Annotated in this window: 17 protein-coding genes; 9 read left to right on the top strand and 8 right to left on the bottom strand. The window is 43.6% G+C overall.

Annotation, left to right across the window (positions count from 1 at the left end; genetic code table 11):
- Positions 1-826: 826 nt before the first annotated feature.
- The 6 genes from N7974_RS14030 to N7974_RS14000 form a co-directional block, all read right to left on the bottom strand.
- A complete protein-coding gene (locus N7974_RS14030; RefSeq protein WP_262966221.1) occupies positions 827-2,773 on the bottom strand; it encodes a bifunctional metallophosphatase/5'-nucleotidase in 1,947 nt (648 codons plus the stop codon).
- 435 nt (positions 2,774-3,208) lie between these two features.
- On the bottom strand, positions 3,209-3,880 hold the full coding sequence (locus tag N7974_RS14025) for a thiopurine S-methyltransferase (protein ID WP_262966220.1): 672 nt from the start codon (positions 3,878-3,880) through the stop codon (positions 3,209-3,211).
- 126 nt (positions 3,881-4,006) lie between these two features.
- Positions 4,007-4,441, bottom strand: coding sequence for a phosphate-starvation-inducible protein PsiE (locus N7974_RS14020; RefSeq protein WP_262966219.1), 435 nt, complete (start codon positions 4,439-4,441; stop codon positions 4,007-4,009).
- Between the two features lie 63 nt (positions 4,442-4,504).
- A complete protein-coding gene (gene cydX / locus N7974_RS14015) occupies positions 4,505-5,074 on the bottom strand; it encodes a cytochrome bd-I oxidase subunit CydX (RefSeq protein ID WP_394813121.1) in 570 nt (189 codons plus the stop codon).
- A gap of 9 nt (positions 5,075-5,083) precedes the next feature.
- The gene (gene cydB / locus N7974_RS14005) at positions 5,084-6,223 is read right to left on the bottom strand and encodes a cytochrome d ubiquinol oxidase subunit II (RefSeq protein ID WP_317451612.1); all 1,140 of its coding nucleotides are present in this window, start codon (positions 6,221-6,223) and stop codon (positions 5,084-5,086) included.
- Complete coding sequence (locus N7974_RS14000) at positions 6,220-7,782, bottom strand: cytochrome ubiquinol oxidase subunit I (RefSeq protein WP_243217453.1); 1,563 nt, start codon at positions 7,780-7,782, stop codon at positions 6,220-6,222. The genes cydB and N7974_RS14000 overlap by 4 nt, the downstream gene beginning before the upstream one ends.
- Before the next feature lie 366 nt (positions 7,783-8,148).
- On the opposite strand from N7974_RS14000, the gene N7974_RS13995 reads away from it, so the two are divergent.
- From N7974_RS13995 to N7974_RS13975, 5 genes are all read left to right on the top strand, one after another.
- Positions 8,149-9,429, top strand: coding sequence for an NAD(P)/FAD-dependent oxidoreductase (locus N7974_RS13995; RefSeq protein ID WP_262966218.1), 1,281 nt, complete (start codon positions 8,149-8,151; stop codon positions 9,427-9,429).
- A 1-nt stretch (position 9,430) separates the two neighbouring features.
- The gene (locus N7974_RS13990; RefSeq protein WP_243217455.1) at positions 9,431-9,631 is read left to right on the top strand and encodes a YgaP family membrane protein; all 201 of its coding nucleotides are present in this window, start codon (positions 9,431-9,433) and stop codon (positions 9,629-9,631) included.
- A 161-nt stretch (positions 9,632-9,792) separates the two neighbouring features.
- Positions 9,793-11,193 (top strand): TolC family protein, encoded by a 1,401-nt coding sequence (locus N7974_RS13985; protein WP_262966217.1) that lies wholly within the window; start codon positions 9,793-9,795, stop codon positions 11,191-11,193.
- Positions 11,194-11,242: 49 nt separating this feature from the next.
- Positions 11,243-12,328, top strand: a complete 1,086-nt coding sequence (locus N7974_RS13980) for an efflux RND transporter periplasmic adaptor subunit (RefSeq protein ID WP_262966216.1) — start codon at positions 11,243-11,245, stop codon at positions 12,326-12,328.
- On the top strand, positions 12,328-15,576 hold the full coding sequence (locus N7974_RS13975) for an efflux RND transporter permease subunit (protein ID WP_262966215.1): 3,249 nt from the start codon (positions 12,328-12,330) through the stop codon (positions 15,574-15,576). Before N7974_RS13980 ends, N7974_RS13975 begins: the two co-directional genes overlap by 1 nt.
- Positions 15,577-15,718: 142 nt before the next feature.
- Here the strand turns inward: N7974_RS13975 and N7974_RS13970 are convergent, their stop codons facing one another.
- Positions 15,719-16,300, bottom strand: coding sequence for a hypothetical protein (locus N7974_RS13970; protein ID WP_262966214.1), 582 nt, complete (start codon positions 16,298-16,300; stop codon positions 15,719-15,721).
- Between the two features lie 679 nt (positions 16,301-16,979).
- Between N7974_RS13970 and N7974_RS13965 the strand changes: the two genes are divergently transcribed.
- From N7974_RS13965 to N7974_RS13950, 4 genes are all read left to right on the top strand, one after another.
- Complete coding sequence (locus N7974_RS13965) at positions 16,980-17,765, top strand: DUF4405 domain-containing protein (protein WP_262966213.1); 786 nt, start codon at positions 16,980-16,982, stop codon at positions 17,763-17,765.
- A 198-nt stretch (positions 17,766-17,963) separates the two neighbouring features.
- The gene (locus N7974_RS13960; protein WP_262966212.1) at positions 17,964-19,370 is read left to right on the top strand and encodes a hypothetical protein; all 1,407 of its coding nucleotides are present in this window, start codon (positions 17,964-17,966) and stop codon (positions 19,368-19,370) included.
- Positions 19,371-19,492: 122 nt separating this feature from the next.
- Positions 19,493-20,134 carry a 50S ribosomal protein L11 methyltransferase gene (locus N7974_RS13955; RefSeq protein WP_262966211.1) on the top strand — a complete coding sequence of 214 codons (642 nt, stop codon included), beginning with the start codon at positions 19,493-19,495 and terminating at the stop codon, positions 20,132-20,134.
- A 126-nt stretch (positions 20,135-20,260) separates the two neighbouring features.
- Positions 20,261-20,467 carry a DUF1289 domain-containing protein gene (locus tag N7974_RS13950; protein WP_262966210.1) on the top strand — a complete coding sequence of 69 codons (207 nt, stop codon included), beginning with the start codon at positions 20,261-20,263 and terminating at the stop codon, positions 20,465-20,467.
- 248 nt (positions 20,468-20,715) lie between these two features.
- Here the strand turns inward: N7974_RS13950 and N7974_RS13945 are convergent, their stop codons facing one another.
- Complete coding sequence (locus N7974_RS13945) at positions 20,716-21,645, bottom strand: hypothetical protein (RefSeq protein ID WP_262966209.1); 930 nt, start codon at positions 21,643-21,645, stop codon at positions 20,716-20,718.
- Positions 21,646-21,851 lie beyond the last annotated feature (206 nt).

Genomic DNA, 21,851 nt, shown 5'->3' with positions numbered 1-21,851 from the left:
ATAGGTTTGCACGGATACCATCCCTTAAAGGGATGGTATCTGTCAGCATAGAAATTATTTATCTGAAAATCTATATTTCTTTTTTTATCATCATTTCAGTTTTTGTGCACATGATTTCCACCCTGTTATTTTATGGGTTTTTTTGAACAATTTTAAAAAATGATACCGGTCTTCTTTTCAGCACCTTAAGTAAGCCTTCACTTGTTTTTAATAAGCGTGGGCATTTTTTCAATAAGGCCAAGCTATAGTTAAATAATAGAACAGTTGGTTATTTTTATGAAAGCGTACAGATGATAATATCTTGCCACTTCAACGGCTACTAATTACAAAATGACTGACGATGTGTCTTTTTAAAACAGTGATGCAGGTTTTTGTAACCACTATCGGTCGTGGTAATTCGTTGGTATTAAAAATGTACATTAAGTCGTTCTGATTTGCGCTTTTTGAAAATGCTAACTCAACCCTTTCTCTTTGGAGAAGAAGTCGTAAGGCTATTTATAGGTATTTATGCCCTTCGGGAGAGGAAGAAAAAAGTCGCAATTCTTGTCTACCATACTGAGTATAGTAGATTAAAAGATAATAAACAGGATCTAAAAAATCAGGCAAACTTAACGGCACGACAAAGACCGCTACGTTGAGCATCACGCGGCAGCCGATTATCAGGGTATAAGGAAGTGAATTTGGTATTTTCTGAGCTGGAGAATAAAATTCCGGACAGCCCTGGTCAACGTTGTCCTGAAGACTTCCGGATAAATAATTTCGATGCCGAATAGATACCATCTTTTTAAAGGATGACACCTATTCGGCCTTTGTGTGAGGGATTAATTTAGTTGGGTATTACGCCTTTTAACGGTTGAATCTCTGGATTACCAAAAGCCGGGCTTGCCAGTGGATAGAGTAGATTGATGCGGTGTCCTTGAGGATTCGCTGTCATTCCGGGTTGGGTTTTTAAGTAACGCACGACAATTTCGCTAACATCCAGCGGGTTACCTTTTTCGTCTTTCACAACATCAATAGCACTGCCGGGTGTTGCACAAGCTCCGCAGTTGTTAATCGTTTCGGGATCATCTGCATACCAGTAACCTGCGACGGAATACGGTACTGATGCCGTATGCGGCGCAATATATTTGCCGTCATCTTTTGGATCAATCATTTTCCCGTCGATCTTGATATTCGAGCCACTTGAGCCATAAGCTGCATAGACATCCAAATCAAAAGTCACGTTACTATAGCCAAACATCCAACCGCCTGTCCAAAGGCCGGGTATAGTAGAAAATGAGCCACGGGTAGAATTTTCAATCTGTCTTTTAAGCTGGCCACCATAGATGGGATAAACTTTGGCAATGCGGGCACCTATAGGTAAGTAATGGTAAATATCCGACATGGTTATCGGGCCGGGTGCAACATGAGTGCCGTAACGAAAACCGCGAATGGTCGCAAAATCCGAACCTGCAGCCCAACGCATGGCATCAACAATCAAATCGTGAGAGCTGCCCTCAATGACGCCCGGATTATCGGTTTTGCTATCGGTGAAATTTGAACGGTGTAAAGCGGTAGCGGTATAGCCTACAACTGTATCGACAGGGCGAAGCAGAGTACTGGTGTTGCCACCAATGGTTGCAGTCTGGCCGGTAACAAAAGTATTACTTACAAAAGGTGCTCGTACCTCGGCAACCTTACGTGCGACTGCTGCATCTTCCTTGATTTTGTCGGTAATGATGTGCGGTGTCCATTTCCAGGTTAATTTACCGTCACCTGGAAGTTTATGGCCTTTTTTGACTTTGAGATGAATCTCACCCAGCATGGTGCCGTCCTGACCTTCTTCTACCAATACAGTACCGGTTTTAAGTACAACCGGCTCGATGGTGCGCTCATGCATATCGGCATTTAAAATAAAATCAACGCCAGGATAGCGGGTAGCAAGATCAATGGTTCTGGCTAATTCAAGTTCCGATATCATGACAATGATGTCAACTTGCATAATATTACGCAATTCGTTGATATAGTAAGGCATTTCGTTTTCACCGTCGGTGTATACGAAGCCTTTGGTAACAGCCGGTCCGACTGCGCGAATGGCGCGTGCTGTTGTCATACCCAGAACGCCGACTTTTATGCCATTGATTGTTTTGATAATATAAGGCGGTAGTGGACGCTGGCCTGCCAACTGTGGATAAGGCGTAGTGGCATCAGTCGATGGAAAGTCTATATAGCCGGGTGCACCGAGCGTTTTGTGGTCGACACCCAGTGTCGGGCGATCTGATCTTCCCGGTTCATCAGAAACCTGATCGGGGCAAAGTGGTTTGGATATGCCGGCACAGACATAATAAAGATTGGCAGCGACTGTTTGGGTATTAAATAATGGTGATTTGCCGGACGTGCCAACGAATGTTTGCAGAAATCGTTCCGGCCCGTAAAGATAGTCCCAGTTACCCGGCTCATTAAAATCAGGTTTTAGCAGATTCATAACATCAATCAAGGCCTGGCCACGGGTAAACATGGCTTCGGCAGAGCCTTGCAGGGTATCGCCTGTATTGAAGTAGAGCGTCTGGCCGGGATTGGCTTTGCGGATATGGTTGATAACTGTCGCCATACGCGCAAGACCGCCTTCCATCCTGCCTGTGCTGTCACTACGTACATTGGGTCTGGGCACGAGATGGCCGTGGATATCGCCGGAATGAATGAGAGTGAGCTCCCCTTTTTCTGCAAAAGCCGCTCCGGAAAGTATCAATCCGGTAAGTATGATTAATTTTTTTAACACACCATTTCTACTCATTATGCACTCCTGACTTGTTAACAATAGCCAAGCACTTTGTTTTATCAGTGTAGCGGCAACCCAGGTCAGTGGCATTAAGTTTCTTAAGGTTCAGTATTTCGTTCATAATGGCATTTCCAAGTGTATTTATTATGTGAAAGTCAGGTTGTTGTAACTATCTCACGGCTACACAATACTCTTAGCTAAAACCATGCCAATAAACATTGGATTTTATAACTCATTGTTTTTGTTATTAAAAATATATTAATTCGATCCTGCTGTTTCATGTGTTGTTTCAGTGAAACAGTAATGGAAAATTTGATACGCTAATGAAACAAACGCCAGCCTGTTTCACCGACAATTCGGTCTGGATTTTTGTAATTAAGCGATAAAATTTGGAGAGATCTGTATTACCGTTTTTGTTGACTTAAGAAGTTTTGTGCTTAAGATTTGAATTTATTCAGCGTTTTTTTGGCGTGGTTTTAATAAGTAGATTTTCTCCTGCAAACGTTTCAGTCCTTGGGCTTGAAATTGGGGATATTTATCCAGTACATCTTCTTTGTAGAGTAGTATGATTTCATGGTCGTCCTGATAAAGGTCGCGAATCTCGTTTTCACTGACGGAAAAAGGCGGACCATTCATTTTTTTTTGTTCGTAGTCAAAGGTCACCAGTAAAGTTTTCACGTTATCCGGCAAAATACTTTTTAAATGTTGAACGTATTGTTGACGGAGTTCGACAGGCAAGGCAACCAGTGAAGCACGATCAAAAACACATCCTATGTCCCGAACCTGATCGCGATTAATATTGAAAAAATCACCTTGAAGAATGACCAAACCATCGGCTTCCCAACGGCAAAAGTTATCCTGCTGAACTATTTTTGGATTTAAACTGTTTTCAGTAAAAAAATCGCGTGCAGCGAGCGGGCTTATTTCGACTCCAAGAACTCGGTGTCCTTGTCCGCATAGCCATAACATATCGCGGGTTTTTCCGCATAATGGAACCAATACACGGCAATGTTTGGTAGCGTTTAAATGCTGCCAATACGACTTAAGATGACTATTTATTTCCTGTTGGTGAAAACCAATTTTATTTTTTTCCCAAATTTCAAGCCAGAATTCAGTATTCATAAGTATAGTTTGTTGTAGGTTTGTAAAAGGGCACAATCCAGCTACACGGATAAGGCCAAACCAGTTGAGATTGATCCGGCTTTATCTTTATTGTATTAGCTTGATGTGGCCTGATTTATTTGACGCCTATTTTTTGTCTTTAAGGTCGTTGTCTTCAGGGCAGCCATAATTTTTGGCGGTGTAAGACAAGATTAAAATGGCAATACTGAGCAGGGCAATGGCAACAGTGATGCTCAATAGTAGATAAAGATGAAAACTATCAGCCACTTTTTGTACATCAATAACCAAATGGCGTGATAATGCGGTAATGGCAATATAAATCAGAAACTGTACCGGTAGTCGACGGGTTTTAAAATAGGTACCGACCATCGCACCTAATTCAAGGTAAATAAATAATAACAGTATTTCTTCAAGGCTGGCATGTCCTGATTTCATCATCGCGATATAGTCATAAACAGCAGACCAGACTATCGTGGCACCTATGCCAAATAATGCGAGATAGTGAAAGCTATCGACCAGGATGTCGCCAATTTTATGAATAATAACCGTCTTATTGTGCATGGATTACCTTAGGCTTTAATCTGACTGGTTTTGTAAGATTGTCGGTAGCGGTTATGCCGGTTTTTACAGGCTGCTTTTTGCGGTTGCAATGTTGATTAATTTACTGACTTCATGGGCAGTATTATCTGACGCATTAGATAATGCAGAGAATTCAGCAACGCCGGTAGTTACTTCAACAGCCAGATCTTTGTGTGCTTTGATATGCTCCAGGATTTCATGCTTTACTTGTGTAGCAATTTCCTCAGCTTTTTTCAAGGGCGAACCCGGCATGGCAATAAGAAAATCCTGGTTATCCATTCTCGCGGCAATATCAACACCCAGTCTGATATTTTCTTTAAAGCAGTCGACGACGCTACGTAACAGAGCCTCCATTTCATAAGTCGGTATAGGGTTACCGGATTTAAAATCCTTTAAGCTGATAAAAAGAATGGAAAAAGGAAAGCCGTTGCGTTTGGAGTTATCGACTTTTTCCTGTAGACGGCCTAGCATGGTTTCTTTGGTAATTAATTGTGTTATCGGATCTAAATCAATATGTTCTTTATCCCAGGTTTCTTGGGCTTCCAGTCTAAGTACGTTGATAATGCCTAATGAGCAGGCCAGTAATAATCCAAGTATCCAGGTAAAATACCACATAATAATCTCCTAATAAGCGGTATGGTCGTTCTGATGAATGTGTTCTACCGTTATTTTGCCGCGCAACACACGGAACACCCAGGTGGTGTAAGTAATAACAACAGGCAAAAGAATCACCGTCACCCAGAACATGATTTTTAAGGTACCAAAGCTGGAACTGGCATCCCATATGGTTAAAGAGCTGTTGATGGCAGAACTTGACGGTATCAGAAAAGGAAACATGGACACGCCGGCGGTTAAAATAACGGCAGCCAAGGTTAATGAGCTGGTTATAAATGCCAAACCCGGACGCCCGATTGTTGATAGCGCCATCGTTAATGCTCCAGCACAAAATGCCAAGCCGGGAACCGCCCACAACAGCGGATAATGCGCATAGTTATCCAGCCATAAGCCCGTTTCTTTATTGACTATTTTTGCCAGCGGGTTAGACGGTGCGTTAGGTAAAACGTCACTGCTGATCTGGTAACCATCAATATTGGCAATCCAGATGCCCGCCAGAGCAAAAATGGCGAGTGTTATTATGGCAAAAATAGTGACTACTTTTTTACAACGACGATTAATATCGCCGGTGGTCTTTATTTGTAAAAATACTGCCCCGTGCATAACTATCATGGATAAGCTAACAAGGCCGGCCGCCAAGGCAAACGGGTTTAATAAGGCCCAGAATGAACCGGTGTAAAAAATACGCATATCGTTGTCAAAATAAAACGGTACACCTTTTAATAAATTGCCAAAGGCCACGCCAAAAATTAACGCAGGGACAAAGCCACCGACAAACAAGGCGATATCCCAGTTGTTGCGCCATTTTTGGCTGGGTAATTTACTCCGGTAATCAAAGCCTATCGGCCGCATAAATAACGCAAACAAGGTTAACAGCAAGGCAAAATAAAATCCTGAAAATGCCACGGAATAGGCTACGGGCCAGGCTGCAAATAAGGACGCGCCGGCAGTGACAAACCAAACCTGATTACCTTCCCAGGTAGCGCCGATAGAGTTAATAATCACACGGCGTTCGGTATCATTTTTACCTAAAAAAGGTAGCAAGATGGCGACGCCCAGGTCAAAGCCGCCGGTAATGGCAAAGCCGATCAATAAGGCACCTAAAAATCCCCACCAGATCAAGCGCATGGTTTCATAATCAAACATCATGGTGTGACTCCTGAAGCAATTTCAAAATGGTAACGGCCTTTATGCAGGCTGCTGGGGCCTAACTTGATAAATTTAAGCATCAAGAACATTTCGATGACCAAAAATACCGTATATAAGCCGATATAACCTGCCAGGCTGAGATATAAATCCAGTTCGGTTAAGGAGGATGCACTTAAAAAGGTTGGTAAAATTTCTGCAATCGTCCAGGGTTGTCGGCCAAACTCGGCGACAAACCAACCCATTTCGCAGGCAATCCAGGGTAATGGCATCATCAAAAGACTGGCACGTAATAACCAGGTTTGCCGGCATTTTCGAATGGAACTGGCAATAACGGCCATAACAAATATCACCAGCATAATAAAGCCGCAAACGACCATGATCCGAAAGGTCCAGAATAACGGTACGACTCTGGGCAGCGAATATTGTGCGGCCGACTCTATTTGTGCCTCAGTCGCATCAACGACCTTATCCGTATAACGTTTGAGTAACAAGCCATAGCCCAGGTCTTGTTTATAGCGGTCAAATTCTGCCAGGGTAATTGCATTCCGGTTACCGGCTCTTATTGTTTGCAACGCGGCGTAAGCTTTGATGCCCTCACGTACCCGTAAACGATTTTTTTCCAGAATTTCCGATAATCCGGTGATGGGTTCATCAATAGAGCGCGTACCGATCAGGCCAAGTACCCAGGGAATTTTTACCGCATAACGTGTTTCCATGGTTTCCTGATCAGGAATACCGATTACGGTAAATGCTGCCGGCGGTAGTTCGGTGTGCCATTCGGCTTCAATCGCAGCGAGTTTGGCTTTTTGTACCTCGCCATCGGTATAGCCACTTTCATCACCTAAAATAATGACTGACAATACGGCGGCCAGACCAAAACCTGCCGCAATGGTATAAGAGCGTTGTGCAAAAGCGGCATCACGACCTTTTAACATGTAATAAGCACTGATGCCGAGTACAAAAGCAGAGGCAGTTGTGTAACCTGCAGCAACGGTATGAACAAATTTAACCTGGGCAGACGGATTAAATAACAGCGAGCCAAAGCTGGAAAGTTCCATGCGCATGGTTTCATAATTAAAGTCGGCGCCGACCGGATTTTGCATCCAGCCATTAGCGACCAGAATCCATAATGCGGATAAATTAGAGCCTAAAGCCACCAGCCAGGTCACTGTCAAATGTTGGCCTTTACCGAGTTTATCCCAGCCAAAGAAAAACAGGCCGACAAAGGTCGATTCCAGAAAAAATGCCATCAAACCTTCAATGGCCAGCGGCGCACCAAAAACATCACCGACATAATGTGAAAAGTAGGACCAGTTCATGCCAAATTGAAATTCCATGGTCAAGCCGGTCGTCACACCCAGCGCAAAATTTATCCCGAATAATTTCCCCCAAAACTGAGTCATATCCTTGTAAATTTCTTTGCCGGTCATGACATAGGTTGATTCCATAATTGCCAGTAAAAACGATAAGCCCAAGGTCAAAGGAACAAATAAAAAATGGTATAAAGAGGTTACTGCAAATTGCCAGCGAGATAAATCAACGACGGCTTCTGAAATCATAAACTTCCCCTGTGAGTTGCCGTTCTGTAAGCCAGAACCTGAGATAAACAACAATAAATACAAAGTAAATCAACACGTTTTATGTGTAAATTAAATGTCTTGTTAAAAGCATACTTTTTGTCCGGGTTTACCCTGACTAATTAGTATTGTATGCTAGGGTTAATTTATGTTATTGTCTAGCAATATTAACAAATACTAATATATATTTTTGCTTTCCCGGTGCCTTTATCTGATCAAGTGCAGGTTAATGATTTTTTCGTTGTTCAGGGTATGTGCCGATTCACTTTAATGGGGATGTCAATTGGCAGCACGTCAATTGAAAAAATGTAACGCACGTAATAATAACTATTAATAAGGAGAATAATCATGGCTCGTATTGTAATTTTAGGTGCCGGTATTGGTGGCGTACCAATGGCTTATGAAATGAAGGAAACCGTAGGAAAAAAACACGATGTTATTGTAATTTCCGACTCACCTACTTTTCATTTTGTACCTTCAAATCCTTGGGTTCCACCACGATGGCGAACACCTGAAGACTTAAAGATTGAGTTGGCGCCGGTGATGAAAAAGAAAGGTATTGAATTTATTCAAAAAGCGGCAGCAAAAGTTGATCCGGTTAATAATCAGGTTCAGTTGGTTGATGGTTCAGCCGTTGCCTACGATTTTTTGATTATAGCGACAGGGCCGCGACTGGCCTTTGATGAAATTCCGGGCTTGGGGCCGGACGGCTTTACTTCATCCGTCTGTCATGTCGATCATGCCGCTGTGGCTGCAGAAGATTGGGACAGATTTATGGAAAATCCCGGACCCATTGTTATCGGTGCAGTGCAGGGCGCTTCCTGCTATGGTCCTGCGTATGAATACTTAATGATTCTTGAAACGGAATTACGTAATAAAAAAGTACGCGATAAAGTACCGATGACTTTTGTTACCTCAGAGCCTTATATCGGCCATTTAGGTTTAGGTGGCGTTGGCGATACCAAAGGTTTGATGGAAAGCGCTTTGCGTGAGAAGTCTATTAAATGGATAACGAATGCCAAGGTCGATAAAGTTGAATCCGGCATGATGTTTGTGACTGAAGTTGATGAAGACGGCAACGACAAGAAAAAACATGAGCTGCCTTTTAAGCATTCAATGATGCTGCCGGCATTTACCGGTGTTGATGCTGTGCGTCATGTCGGTGTTGAAGGACTGATCAATCCGCGCGGCTTTGTGTTGGTGGATGAGCATCAGCGTAACGCAACGTTTAAAAACATTTATTCCGTTGGCGTTTGTATTGCCATTCCGCCAATAGAAAAGACACCCGTGCCGGTCGGTGTGCCAAAAACCGGTTATATGATTGAATCAATGGTGACTACCACCGCACATAATATTGCTGATGAATTGGCCGGTAAAGAACCAACACATGTAGCGACTTGGAATGCTTTGTGTCTGGCTGACTTTGGTGACTCCGGGGTGGCTTTTCTGGCTATGCCCCAAATTCCTCCGCGTAACACAACCTGGTCGGCGGAAGGTAAATGGGTGCATCTGGCTAAAATCGGTTTCGAGAAGTACTTCATGCGTAAAATACGCAAAGGTATTAGTGAGCCTTATTATGAAAAGTTAATGCTCAAATTAATGGGCGTAGTACGCATAAAAGGTGAGTAAGATGAGTATTGATAGAATCGTGTTTGCTGTTGCCGGCAGTTTTATCCTGATCAGTTTGTTGCTGGCGCATTATCATTCTGATTTGTGGCTATGGTTTACGGCTTTTGTTGGCGCTAATTTGTTGCAATCAGCCTTTACGGGGTTTTGTCCGATGGCAATGCTGCTTAAAAAGTTGGGTGTCAAGCCGGGATGTGCTTTTTGATTACAGTGTTGGCAGACAGTCTTAAATAAAGTACTGTAAATTTTCACCACGAAGGCACGAAGAGCACGAAGAAAAATATAACTCTTCGTGGTGAAAAATGTTGGAAGACTTCCGTCTATTTCTTAACAGGTATTGTTAGACGTGACACTTACGTGAAGATTATGCTTAAAATAATAAAAAAGAGCTTGGCATTAAGTCTGTTACCGGTACTGTTGCTATCAGGCTCGTCGTCAGTCGTAGCTGATCCTGTTACTAAAAGTGCTGTCGATAAAGCAGTGCCGGAAAAATTAACCAGCCAATCTTATACGCTGGATCAGGCCATTGATTATGCAATCGCCAATAATCCTGACTTGCAAATCGCCATTGAACGCATCAATCAGGCTCAAGCCCAATTAGGTGTGGCACTGTCTGCATTCTATCCGCAAGTAACGGCCAGAGTGGGTTATGAAACATCCAACAATCCGGCTCAGGTCTTTTCGATGATTGTCTCGCAAAGAGATTTTGAACCCAATAACATCAATAATATTAATAATCCGGGTTACCGACAAAATTTTCGTCCTGAAATCATAGGAAAACTGTCGCTGTTCCGTGGTGGTCAGGATTATCAAAATAGTAAAGCGGCGGAGTTGGGCATAGACGCTGCCGAGTTTGAGCGCTCAACCGTTCATAACGCCTTGATTGAAGCGGTAACGGCTTCTTATTACGCTTATTTGGCCGCTATAGAAGCGCAAAAAGTCGCCCAGGATTCCATTTCCGCAATCACCAGTGAGCTAAATCAAACAAAACGACAGTACGAAGCCGGAACTGTCCTTAAATCAGATGTATTGTCACTGGAAGTAAAATTGGCTGAAGTAGAGGATGCCAAAATCAGGGCTACCAACGGTATTGAAATATCCAAAGCCGGTATCGCCAACTTGCTGGGCCTGTCCAGTTATCAAGCCTTTACGGTCGCACCGTCAGCTTCGCTGTTAACCAAACCCAAATTGACAGGATCGTTTAATGACTTGCTTGAACTTGCCATGACGCAGCGTCCTGAAGTAAAAGCTGCCGCCAAACAGGTAGAAATCAGTTTACGTAAGTTAAAAAGTGAGCAGGGCGCTTATTTACCCAAGGCTGATGCTTATGTCAGTTACGGGCAAAATAGCCAGTCGCCCGGATTTTCTAGTAACAAAGATAATGTTACTGCTGGCGTTACTGTCGAAATGGATTTGTTTTCAGGGTTTAGTACCCAACAACGGGTTAGTGCGGCAGAGCGAAAAGCCGCCGAAGTTAGGGAAATAGAAAGAAAAATCAGGCTGGGTATTGAGCAGGAAGTAAAAATTGCCTATCTGAAATTGGAGGAAGGTTTGGCGCGTTTGCGTGTTACCGAAGTCTCGGTACTCGCCGCCGACGAAGCCTTAAGACTGGTAAATGAAGAAAGACGTGCTGAAGTGGTTACGGTCACCCGTTATATCGAATCGGAAGTTGCCAGAAATAAAGCGCAATCGAATACTATCGCAGCGCATTACGATGCCCTGAGTGCAGAAGCGGCATTAAAAAAAGCGGTCGGCGACTGGAAATAACAGCGATTTTTCGTAGCCCCAATGATTTATCCAAAATACAGGAGTTCTCATGTCACAACCTGAACGCAAAAACCGTAACAAAATTATCGCTATTGCCATCGCCGTTTTAGCCTTGATTTTGTTGCTGCTTTACATGCAAGGGACTTTTGTCAGTAAAGTATCGCCCGGCTTAAGCCCACTGGTCAACGATGCAAATACGCCCAAAAGCGAAACTGCTGTGGTTGAAAAAAAACAGGTTGACGATATTCTTAACTGGCCTGGCACGGTAAGATCAAGAATCGTGGCTAATATTGCTGCCAAAATGACAGCTCGCATTATCGATATTAAGGTTCATGCCAGCGATAAAGTCAAAAAAGGCGAGGTAATTGCCATTCTGGATGAGCGTGAACTCAGAGCTCAGGAAAATATCGCCCTTGCCGCGCTTGCCGGTGCAACTGCGCAAGCCGGTCGTGCCAAAGCAGACGAACAACGTACCAAAAGCTTGTACGTTAAGGAGGCGGCAACCCGCGAAAATTTTGATGCCGTCGTCGCCCGTGCAAAAGAGGCGCAAGCGGCGGTCAGTCAGGCAACCAGTACGGTGAGTGAAATCAGAACCCATTTGGCGGATACGCTATTACTGGCACCATTTGACGGTACTGTCGTCAAGCGCCTTAAAGAACCCGGTGACATGGGCTTGCCCGGTGTGCCGGTGGTCACTTTGCAGATACCACAAGGCTTAAGGCTTGAAGCCGACGTACCCGGCACTTGTGCCGGACGTTATCGCACCGACATGGAGGTTAGGGTGCGCATTGATACCCTGGGCCAAACGGTTACGGCTCAAGTCGATGAGATCAGTCCTGATGTCGACTCGCAAACCCGCACTCAATTGATTAAAATTGCCTTGCCGGCAATGGCAGGTTTGCAAGCCGGATCTTTTGGTTGGCTGGAACAAGCTTGCGGCCAACATGAAGCCTTATTGATTCCTGCCAGTGCAGTGCAGCATATCGGTCAACTGGAAGTGGTTATGGTCTGGTCAGAAGGCCGGCAGCTTATGCGCCATATCAGAACAGCCAAAACTTTTGGCAACAGGATTGAAGTTATTTCCGGTTTACACGCCGGTGAAATCGTCATCGTTAATCCACAGCAGGTACCATAATGGACGAGCTGCAAAATCAAAAAACGAAACGTGGCTTGACGACCAAGATTGTCGAAATTTTTACCACCTCACAGTTATCCATTTTATTTCTGATTATTTCGCTGTTGGCTGGAGCTGCAGCACTGGTTCTTACACCACGTGAAGAAGATCCACAGATTGTCGTGCCGGTTATGGATGTGCTGATTGAATATCCGGGGGCTTCCAGCGAAGAAGTTGAAAAGCTGGTGTCGACACCGCTGGAGGTTTTGCTCAAACAAATTGAAGGTGTGGAATACGTCTATTCCATTTCCAAACCCGGTGCCGCGATGGTGACCGTGCGCTATTTTGTCGGCCAGGATTTTGAAGACAGTCTGGTTAAAACCTGGGATCGGCTTATGTCCAACCAGAACCTTATTCCACCAGGGGTTACGCACTGGAAAGTAAGTCCTGTAGAAATTGATAACGTGCCTATCGTATTACTGACACTTTCTGCACAGAATAATAATTATGATTCTATGGCGTTACGCCGTATTGCCGATGAGCTGATTATTTCTCTGAGAAGTGTGGGCGATGTGGGTAAAAGTTGGGTGGTTGGCGGCGAACAACGGCAAGTATCCATTTATGCCAACCCGGCCAGTCTGGCTGCGCATGGCGTAACGCTGATTGAAGTGACTCAGGCGCTGGCCAATGCCAATGTTAATTTACAAGCGGGTAGCTTTGAAAGTAATAACCGTGAAATTCTACTGGAAGCTGGCCCGCATTTTAGTTCATCACCAGAAGTCGGCGCGACCGTTATAAAAAGTGTTGCCGGACGTCCTGTTTATCTGCGGGATGTGGCGCGTATTGAAGATGGCCCGGCAGATGTCGACCATTACACGCGTATCGGCTTTGGCCCTGCTGTCGATGAAATGCCTACGATTGGCAAAGCTACCGGTAACCAGCCGCAAGTCGGGCAAGAACGGCCAATGGTCACTATTGCCGTTGCCAAACGTAAAGGCAGTAATGCCGTTCATGTTGCCGAAGCCGTTATTGCCAACGCAGAAAAAATGCACGGCACGCTGATTCCCGAAGATGTTTTGTTAACCGTTACCCGTGATTATGGCGAAACCGCTAACGATAAAGTGAACGAACTGGTTAAACATTTAAGCTTTGCCATCGTCATTATCGTGGTGTTACTGGCTTTTTCGTTGGGGCTGAAAGAGTCATTTATTGTGTCCATTGCCGTACCGATGACCTTGGCGCTGACTTTGTTACTGGATTATATTTCCGGTTACACCATTAATCGCGTTACTCTGTTTGCCTTGATTCTATCGTTGGGCTTATTGGTGGATGATCCGATAGTGGATGTTGAAAATATCCACAGGCACTATAAATTACGCAAAGAATCACCGCTGGAAGCGCTATTGACGGCGGTCGATGAAGTCAGGCCGCCGACTATTTTGGCGACTTTTACAGTGATTGTGTCATTTCTGCCGATGTTTTATATCACCGGCATGATGGGCCCCTATATGGCACCCATGGCTTTTAACGTGCCGATCGCCATGATTGTCTCGTTAATTGTGGCTTTTACTGTCACTCCTTGGGCCAGCTTCAAACTACTGCAAAGCGAATATCACAAGCATAGCGACGAAGCACCGGAAGTACTCGAAAAAACCTTTATCTATCGGACCTATCGCACGGCCCTGGGCCCGCTGCTAGCGACTCCGAGGCGTGCCAAATTATTTTTACTCATTGTGCTGATAGCCTTTGTAGGTTCAACCATGCTGGCTATTACTCGCGCCGTGCCGCTTAAATTATTGCCTTTTGATAATAAAAACGAATTGCAAATCATGATCGATATGCCGCGTGGCTCAACCCTGGAAAAAACCGATGAAGTTGCGCGTGCCTTGGGTAGTTATTTGGCGACAGTCAATGAAGTGACTGATTATCAAACCTATACCGGCCTTGCTGCACCGATGGATTTTAACGGCATGGTTCGCCATTATTATCTACGCAGTGGTGGTTATGTGGGTGAAGTCAGAATCAATTTATTAGCTAAAGATAAGCGCGAGCAACAGTCGCATGAAATCGCTTTACGCATTCGCTCTGACATAGAAAAAATCGGTAAGCAATACGGCGCCAACCTTAAAATTGTCGAAATTCCGCCAGGACCACCGGTGCTTTCCGGTCTGGTTGCTGAAATCTATGGCCCGCCTCAAGCGACTATTGACAGTTTGATAGCGGTATCCAAGCGCGTCAGAGCCGATATGGAAAAAACCGAAGGCGTGGTCGATGTGGATGATTTTTCAGAGGCGCCGCATGATAAAGTGCGTTTTCAGTTAAATCGGGAAAAAGCGGCCTTGTCGGGTGTTAGCGTTGCGCAAGTTGCAGAAACGCTGCGTATCGCTTCGGCGGGTCAAGCTGTGGGTATTGTACATGCAGACAGGGAGCGTCAGCCGTTGGAAATTCAGTTGCAATTACCGCGTGCGCTACGTTCGTCTATTGCCGATTTATTGGCATTACGCGTAAAAACAGATCAAGGTGAGCTGATACCCTTAAGTGAGCTAGGTACTGCCACTATGGAAAATGAAGATCAGCCCATTTATCACAAGAATCTGCAACGGGTCAGTTACGTCATTGCCGAAATGGCAGGACGCAGTCCGGTAGAAGCCGTTTTTGATCTCAATGATACGTTTGCAGAACGCCCCTTGCCGCCAGGTTATAGCGCCGAATTAGCAGGGGAGGGTGAATGGAAAATTACCGTTGATGTCTTTCGTGACCTTGGACTTGCTTTTGCCGCCGCGTTAGTGATGATTTATGTTTTATTGGTCGGGCAAACCGGATCATTGACCGTGCCGCTGGTTATGATGATCGCTATTCCCTTAACGGTGATTGGGATCATGCCGGGATTTTGGTTGCTTAACCAGTTTATGGCGACGCCTGTTGCAGGTTACCCCAATCCGATCTATTTTACCGCCACCGCCATGATAGGCATGATTGCCCTGGCGGGTATTGTTGTGCGCAACTCCATTATCCTGATCGACTTTATCGAACGCATCCGCGCCCGTGCCGATGTAACGCTTGCCGATGCCCTGATTGAAGCGGGTGCGATTCGCTTGCGGCCTATCTTTCTGACTGCGGGAGCAGCCATGTTCGGTGCCTTTGTAATTATTCTTGACCCGATATTTTCAGGACTGGCCTGGAGCTTTATTTTCGGTATTTTTGCTTCGACTTTGTTTTCATTGCTGGTAATTCCGGTGGTTTATTTTTTGATTAATAAGGAAAAATGAGCCGATTTGTAGCAACGCAGGCTGGGTTGCTTCTTTTCGCAACCCAACAAAATAGGTGCAGCGTAGATTGGTTTGAAACAGTATCAATCCAAGCTACGCTGCTTTAGTGCTTTAGTGCTTTAGTGCTTTAGTGCTTTAGTGCTTAAGCCTTTTTACGTAAAGCGGCTAAACCCAACAGGCCGGATACAAACAGCCAGATTGCGCCGGGCACTGGTACAGCAGCCACAGGTAAAGAGGTTACAGAAACACGGGCAAAGGTGGCTAGACCAGAGGTGTTATTGGCAAATTGTTCAAGCATTATGTGTGCGGCGGTTACGCCTGAGCCTAAGATTGCGGAATCAAAGGCGATACTGTAAGTGTGAAAGAGACCATCATTGACCAAATTGAATGGTGTTGAATAAGTGCTTGAGGTACCTGCTATCCAAGAAAGACTTCCTGGTAAACCGGTACTGATACCAAAATAACCGCCGCCATCAATACCTGCAGTGCCACGATAATCAAAATTAAAATAACCTTTCCCAAACGTATTGGTGGTAAAAATGTCACCTCCATAATTACCCGAACTAAAGCTCAAGTTGTTATCGCTGACGTAAGCGTAAGAGCTGCCTGGGTTGCGGGTCCACGCACTTAAATTGTCAAAGTTGTCGCTAAAATAAGTAACGTTGGCCATGGCTTGCGAGCAAAAACCAAGCGTAAATAATATAGCTAAAAAGAGTTTTTTCATTTTGTTCAGTCCTAAAGGTGAATATCTATGATGAGTTGTGATGAATCAATTAAGTAATATTTGTATACGATCTACTTAAGATCAGTCACGAAGCTGACCTTCTGTAGTTCAATTTAAGTGTAGTCTAAGACTTACTACATGGTACGAATTTACTGACAATTAAATGTAACAGATCGATGGGAGCAGCTTGGTCGGGCAACAGCTTTATCGTTACTCGACACTACGGCATTAGCTTAAGAACCAATGGCGTAAGTCTGAATCAGGTAAGTTCATTAAGTTAAGCAAAGTGAATATAAAAAAATGAAACGAGCGGCGAAGCCATTGCGAAAAGGTTTTTTAATTTAGCGAGCTATAAAGGGCATGGTTTCTGAAATTTACCCGTCCCGGCAGATACGTTAGATCGGTTAGCAAGATAAACATAAACTTATGCTGCAGTTTTGCTATGCTGGACACTGACTGCCGAATGGGTTTTATAGTTAATCTAGGCTTTTGGTGTGTTGAGCTGTTATCGTCGTTGACTACATCTTCAAATGCTTGAGGAGGTTTTCAGGCTGTTTTTTGATTAAATCAAAACTGTCCGAAATCTTGTTTTAACAAAATAAATAAGTTTTTTCTTGTTTCCGAGCTCTCAATTGGGAACGGTTAATTTACGTAACAAAAGCTAGAATCCATATTAATTATGAATCGTACATTTGCTAACATCATCATTGACATAATTGCGGCATTTCTACTTTTAGGTATGATTGCGACAGGTTACATACTGCGTTTTCCGTTACCACCAAGTAGTAATAAAACCTTGAGCTTGTGGGGTTATACCCGCCATCAATGGGGCGATGGCCATTTCTGGATCAGTCTGGGGCTTTTAATAATCCTTATTATTCATTTGGTTTTGCATTGGAACTGGATAGTTACCGTAATAGGTAAACGCTGTCATTTGTTACAAACTGCGCACCCTTCACTAATTCGCAGTGGAATATTAACAGGCAGTATAGTTATCTGTCTTATGACGATTTTTGCCTGGACTGCTGAAAATAGCGTTAAAGAAATAGCCGGCCCAATGCGAGGAAAACAATGGGGGCATAGGGGGAATACTGATCCAGTTAACGAATCTTTAACCACTTTGCCGATACAGAATAGTGTTGATCAACAAGCTGTGGGGTTATGGAAAGATGTCTACCCAATATTCGAGAACAATTGCCTGTCATGCCATGGTCCACAAAAACAGTTAGCCAATTTTCGTGTTGATCGCCGGGAAGATTTTTTCGGAAGTAATGGGCGATCACCTTTAATTTTACCGGGACAGAGCGCTGCAAGTCCGTTAATTGCTATTGTATCGGGGATAAGAAAGGACATGCCGATGGCGAATGTACATAAGCTTTCTGATCAAGATGTTCTGAAACTGAAAGCCTGGATAGATTCGGGAGCAGAGTGGACTGTAAAATCAGATGTTAATATATGGCATTGATTAATTCTCACTGTTTATAATAGCGTATCCCACCGATAGGATTCCTTTTAGGGATAGTATCTGTGGGAACTTATAGTAATATGAATCAGAAATTTAATGATTGAAAACTATATAGCCATATCCAAGAAATATTGGTTTGCCAAACAGGTGCTAATCTATTATTGTTTATGAGTAATGTCCTCAGGAACCGATATTTTTATGCGCACCAAGCTTCAATCTCACTATCCGGTTGCCTATCAATGGCTGCCAAAAACCGCTTTACTAATCATCCTGACCTTAAGTGCAAATGGTTGTAGTTTACTCAAAAGTACTCTGGAATTACCTGAAAGGGGTATACGCTCGCTATTTTCGCTGCATTACGATAACGCTGCGCCGGATCCCGTTGAACTGCAATCCCTGTTGCTTCGTTTTGCAGACGATTATATTGATGCACTCAGTATCGCTTTTAGCAAATTACAGGAAGCCGATGGACAACCCTCTCAACGGCGCAATATGCTGATGCGGCGCATCGCCACCACCAACGATGTGTTGGGTACCGCCACCGGTGCGAATGCTTACGCGAATCTTCTGGATATGGTTATCCTCGTCACCTTAAACAGGATGAATGTCGAGGACTATTGGATGCCCAAGCGCTTTGGTAACTCGGCGAAACCTTTGCTACTTGCATCGCAGGAAACCGAGAAGGAGATTTGGCGTATTGCCGCATTGACACTAGAACCCCTACAGATTAAGGAACTCCGCGTTGCCATAAAAGCTTGGCACGAGCAATATCCTGATGGGCGATCACCCAGTGATGTCGGTTCACTCGGTTTTGCGGCCGAAGTGGGGCAGATGAACCGCAGCGCTCAGCAAGGGATGACCAGTAGTGTTTTTAATCTGCTAGATATTGATCCATTAGCGGGGCTTGATCCCGCTACTCTGGAGCTGGCCAATACCCGTTTGTTTGCTGAACGCGGCTTATTTCTGGGGCGACACATGCCGACCCTGATTCGCTGGGAAACTGAATTATTGGTTATCCAGACCGTCGAAATGCCGCAGATGGAACAGCTGTTAGCCAACACAACACAACTGTCCCAATCGGCAGATCGCTTCAGTCAGACGGCAGAGCACCTACCCGAACTTATTAGCGCAGAGCGCGAACAAATCGTTCAAGCCTTGAATGCGCAGCAGCCTGGTCTTATCAGTCTTGCGGCACAAACAGAGAAAGCACTGGATGCCGGTAAATTAATGTCCACTGCGTCCACCGCCACCTTAAAGTCTTTTCAAGACGTATTGCGGCAAATTGATGCCAGTCCGTCAAACCCGAAAACCGAGCCTTTCCGCATCAACGATTACACAGCCGCAGCCGCACAGATCAACATTGCTGCACAAGATTTGGTGAAATTGTTACAAGCTTTTGACCAGATTCTGGCTCCCGGCAAGTTTGATGAACTATCAACCCGTTTGGATGCGCTGACCCGGAAAACACAAGTCAGCGGTAAAGAATTGGTGGACTATACGATTAAGCAAACTTTATTTTTGGGTTTGATACTGATTGGTTTAGCTTGCGGGATGGTATTAATTTCTTCCGTGGTTTTTTGGCAGTTGAGGAAAAAATTTGCCTGAGCCATTAGCTGATAGTGAAAATATCGGTTATTTTACGAAAGTGCTTTTAGATTTTAGTGATTAACTGCACACAGTCACCTGTTTTTAATAGAGAACGTCAAATTATTATGAATGATCAAGTTATGAGTATTGCAAAAAGAGAGCAGGAGTTATCTTATTATTTGGATAGGCAACCTTACCGTACGGAGTTGGATGGAATCTCCCTGACCATTGCAAAAAATGTATTTCCCTCCTGTTTTGGTATCACCAGTTCATTTTTTGGTAATTTTATACTCCAGCAAAAACCGGCAGCTACGGCACTGGATATGGGCTGTGGCAGTGGCTATTTTGCTTTTTTATTAAAAAAAATAGGTTGTGAGACCGTATTAGGAGTCGATTTTAATAGCGATGCCGTAAAGTGTGCGACTGAAAATTCCGGTCTTAATCCGTCACTAGCACCAATTGCTTTTATACATAGCGATTTGTTTAATGATGTGCTCTTAACAACATTCGATATTATCGTATTTAATTTCAATTATTATCCTTCCAACGGCGATTTTGGTTTAAATGACGATGGCGGCCGACAAATATTGCAACGTTTTTTTAGTCAGGTAAGTGCTTTTTGTGATTCCGAAACAAGAATTTATATTCCTTATTCAGAGTTTGTAGGGCTTGAGCATGATCCTAAAATGATTTGCCAGGATTTCGGTTTTACCTATGAAATAATGACGACTACAGTCAACGAGACTGGTGAACATTGTATTTATAAGATAATGAAACAATAAGGCTTTGCAGGATGTGAATCCTGCCGGGCAATGCAATATACTCCGCACGGTCACAACTCGATCATAAATTCCGTAAATATGACTGCGCGGAGTATATATATTCATAATTAACCAAGAGAACAACGCATGAAATTTAATCCCTGTATTGATAAATGTACTTCCGGAGGTAGTCATTGCCAAGGTTGTGGTCGTTCATTTGAAGAAATAGCCGGTACTAAAGAATTGGTGATGTCTATTGTCAGTTTTATACAAAGCCAAGGTTATGAGAATAGTGAGGAATTTATTAACAAGATTAGTAAAAGTGTACTTAAGAGATTGCAAAATCCGGTGTAAAGCTACCAAGCTAAAGGCGTTAATATAGAAAGATGAATGAATGAATGAATGAATGAATGAATGAATTAAGTACGTAGTAGGCCGTGCGGTGCGCGCCCTGGCTTTCAATGGGCGCACGGCACGCACTACAGAAAGTTATGTCACTTAATCAACTTTGGTCTCTATAACTTACGTTTCCCTTGTTTAAAATTATAACCAATAAAATCAGACACGTGCGACTTAAAAGTTGAATAAATTGTCAGGTTATATTATTTTTGCCTGAGGTTTTTCAGTATTTCTTCCAAAGGAACCAGGTTCATGGTCATTCTAAATAAAACGTCATTATTTTGTAACAGGCCATAACAATGATAAGTTCTTAGCATAATATTGGTCTGGTTTAAGGTGTTCTCACGCGATTCAGGGAGTTGCCTGACCAGAATATGCAGCTTGTCATTATTTTTAAGTTGATTTACAAAGCGCCGGTCTACTGAAATTTCATGGGACGTATAAACCATAGGGTTAAGTTTAAAGTCATGGTTTTCTAATTGCGCTTTTTCCAGTAGAGCACCTGAGGTAAGGCTACAAGGAAATATTTCCGGGTAGTGTGCGATATTGGCTAGTTCATCAAAATAATCGGATTGCTCGGCTAATGACCCGGATAAAAAGTTTTTGGCAGAACCGTTATTCATAAATTTTCGTTTAAGAAAATAGTCGGTATTCGGAATGCTTGTACGGTCGGGTATTTCGTTAAGATCAGGTAACTGGTTAAATTTCGTATCGGCCAAGAATAGCGGATATTGTGTTTCTTTTTTAAATCCCAGTAATACGGTTTTGTCATCAGACTTCATGGCAATACGGTTGCCCAGTGTCAGGCCGGGAATGGTTTTAATTAGGGTTTTTTTAATATCGAGATAAACAGGCGTTCGTGGCCTGACTGCGTTAACAAAGGTGATTTGATAATTACTAAAATGCAGATTGTTTTCGGCAATGATCCGGTTTTCATGATGCGCTTGCCGGTATAGGCGCATTTGATATTCAATAAGTGTGTTCAGTTGATAGCCCAGAACAATAGGACCTTTAAACGGATTATGAGTAACCTGTAACCATTTATGCTTGTCATGAAACAAATTAAAGTCATCAGTGGCGTTACGGGCCACTTCGATATGAATTTGGTCAAAGGTGAATGACTGATTTTTCATGTTTCTTTCATTGGGAATGGTGTTATTAATAGTCAGGTGTTCAGGGTCACCGATTAGCCTGCTGTTGTCAATAAATCGGCTAAATCTCTCAACTATTAATAGTTGTATTGCTCCATTGCTGTCGCTGTCAGAATAAAATGGCTATTTTGATTTGCAATAAACAGTCAGTAAGAGTGGATCAAATAGCTCGTTGTTGACTGTATGTT

It is taken from the genome of Methylobacter psychrophilus (assembly GCF_025583945.1).
GTDB classification, from domain to species: Bacteria; Pseudomonadota; Gammaproteobacteria; order Methylococcales; family Methylomonadaceae; genus Methylobacter_C; species Methylobacter_C psychrophilus.
Note: the sequence above shows the minus strand (reverse complement) of the source record. Positions and strands in the feature narration are given on the sequence as shown.

Bases quoted from the DNA above. Each gene is read 5' to 3' on its own strand.
- N7974_RS13945 (WP_262966209.1), bottom strand. From the start codon at position 21,645: ATGAAAAATCAGTCATTCACCTTTGACCAAATTCATATCGAAGTGGCC.
- N7974_RS13975 (WP_262966215.1), top strand. From the start codon at position 12,328: ATGGACGAGCTGCAAAATCAAAAAACGAAACGTGGCTTGACGACCAAG.
- N7974_RS13955 (WP_262966211.1), top strand. From the start codon at position 19,493: ATGAGTATTGCAAAAAGAGAGCAGGAGTTATCTTATTATTTGGATAGG.
- cydX (WP_394813121.1), bottom strand. From the start codon at position 5,074: ATGTGGTATTTTACCTGGATACTTGGATTATTACTGGCCTGCTCATTA.
- N7974_RS13970 (WP_262966214.1), bottom strand. From the start codon at position 16,300: ATGAAAAAACTCTTTTTAGCTATATTATTTACGCTTGGTTTTTGCTCG.
- N7974_RS13990 (WP_243217455.1), top strand. From the start codon at position 9,431: ATGAGTATTGATAGAATCGTGTTTGCTGTTGCCGGCAGTTTTATCCTG.
- N7974_RS14030 (WP_262966221.1), bottom strand. From the start codon at position 2,773: ATGAGTAGAAATGGTGTGTTAAAAAAATTAATCATACTTACCGGATTG.
- N7974_RS13985 (WP_262966217.1), top strand. From the start codon at position 9,793: ATGCTTAAAATAATAAAAAAGAGCTTGGCATTAAGTCTGTTACCGGTA.
- N7974_RS13960 (WP_262966212.1), top strand. From the start codon at position 17,964: ATGCGCACCAAGCTTCAATCTCACTATCCGGTTGCCTATCAATGGCTG.
- N7974_RS13965 (WP_262966213.1), top strand. From the start codon at position 16,980: ATGAATCGTACATTTGCTAACATCATCATTGACATAATTGCGGCATTT.
- N7974_RS14020 (WP_262966219.1), bottom strand. From the start codon at position 4,441: ATGCACAATAAGACGGTTATTATTCATAAAATTGGCGACATCCTGGTC.
- N7974_RS13980 (WP_262966216.1), top strand. From the start codon at position 11,243: ATGTCACAACCTGAACGCAAAAACCGTAACAAAATTATCGCTATTGCC.
- cydB (WP_317451612.1), bottom strand. From the start codon at position 6,223: ATGATGTTTGATTATGAAACCATGCGCTTGATCTGGTGGGGATTTTTA.
- N7974_RS14025 (WP_262966220.1), bottom strand. From the start codon at position 3,880: ATGAATACTGAATTCTGGCTTGAAATTTGGGAAAAAAATAAAATTGGT.
- N7974_RS13950 (WP_262966210.1), top strand. From the start codon at position 20,261: ATGAAATTTAATCCCTGTATTGATAAATGTACTTCCGGAGGTAGTCAT.
- N7974_RS13995 (WP_262966218.1), top strand. From the start codon at position 8,149: ATGGCTCGTATTGTAATTTTAGGTGCCGGTATTGGTGGCGTACCAATG.
- N7974_RS14000 (WP_243217453.1), bottom strand. From the start codon at position 7,782: ATGATTTCAGAAGCCGTCGTTGATTTATCTCGCTGGCAATTTGCAGTA.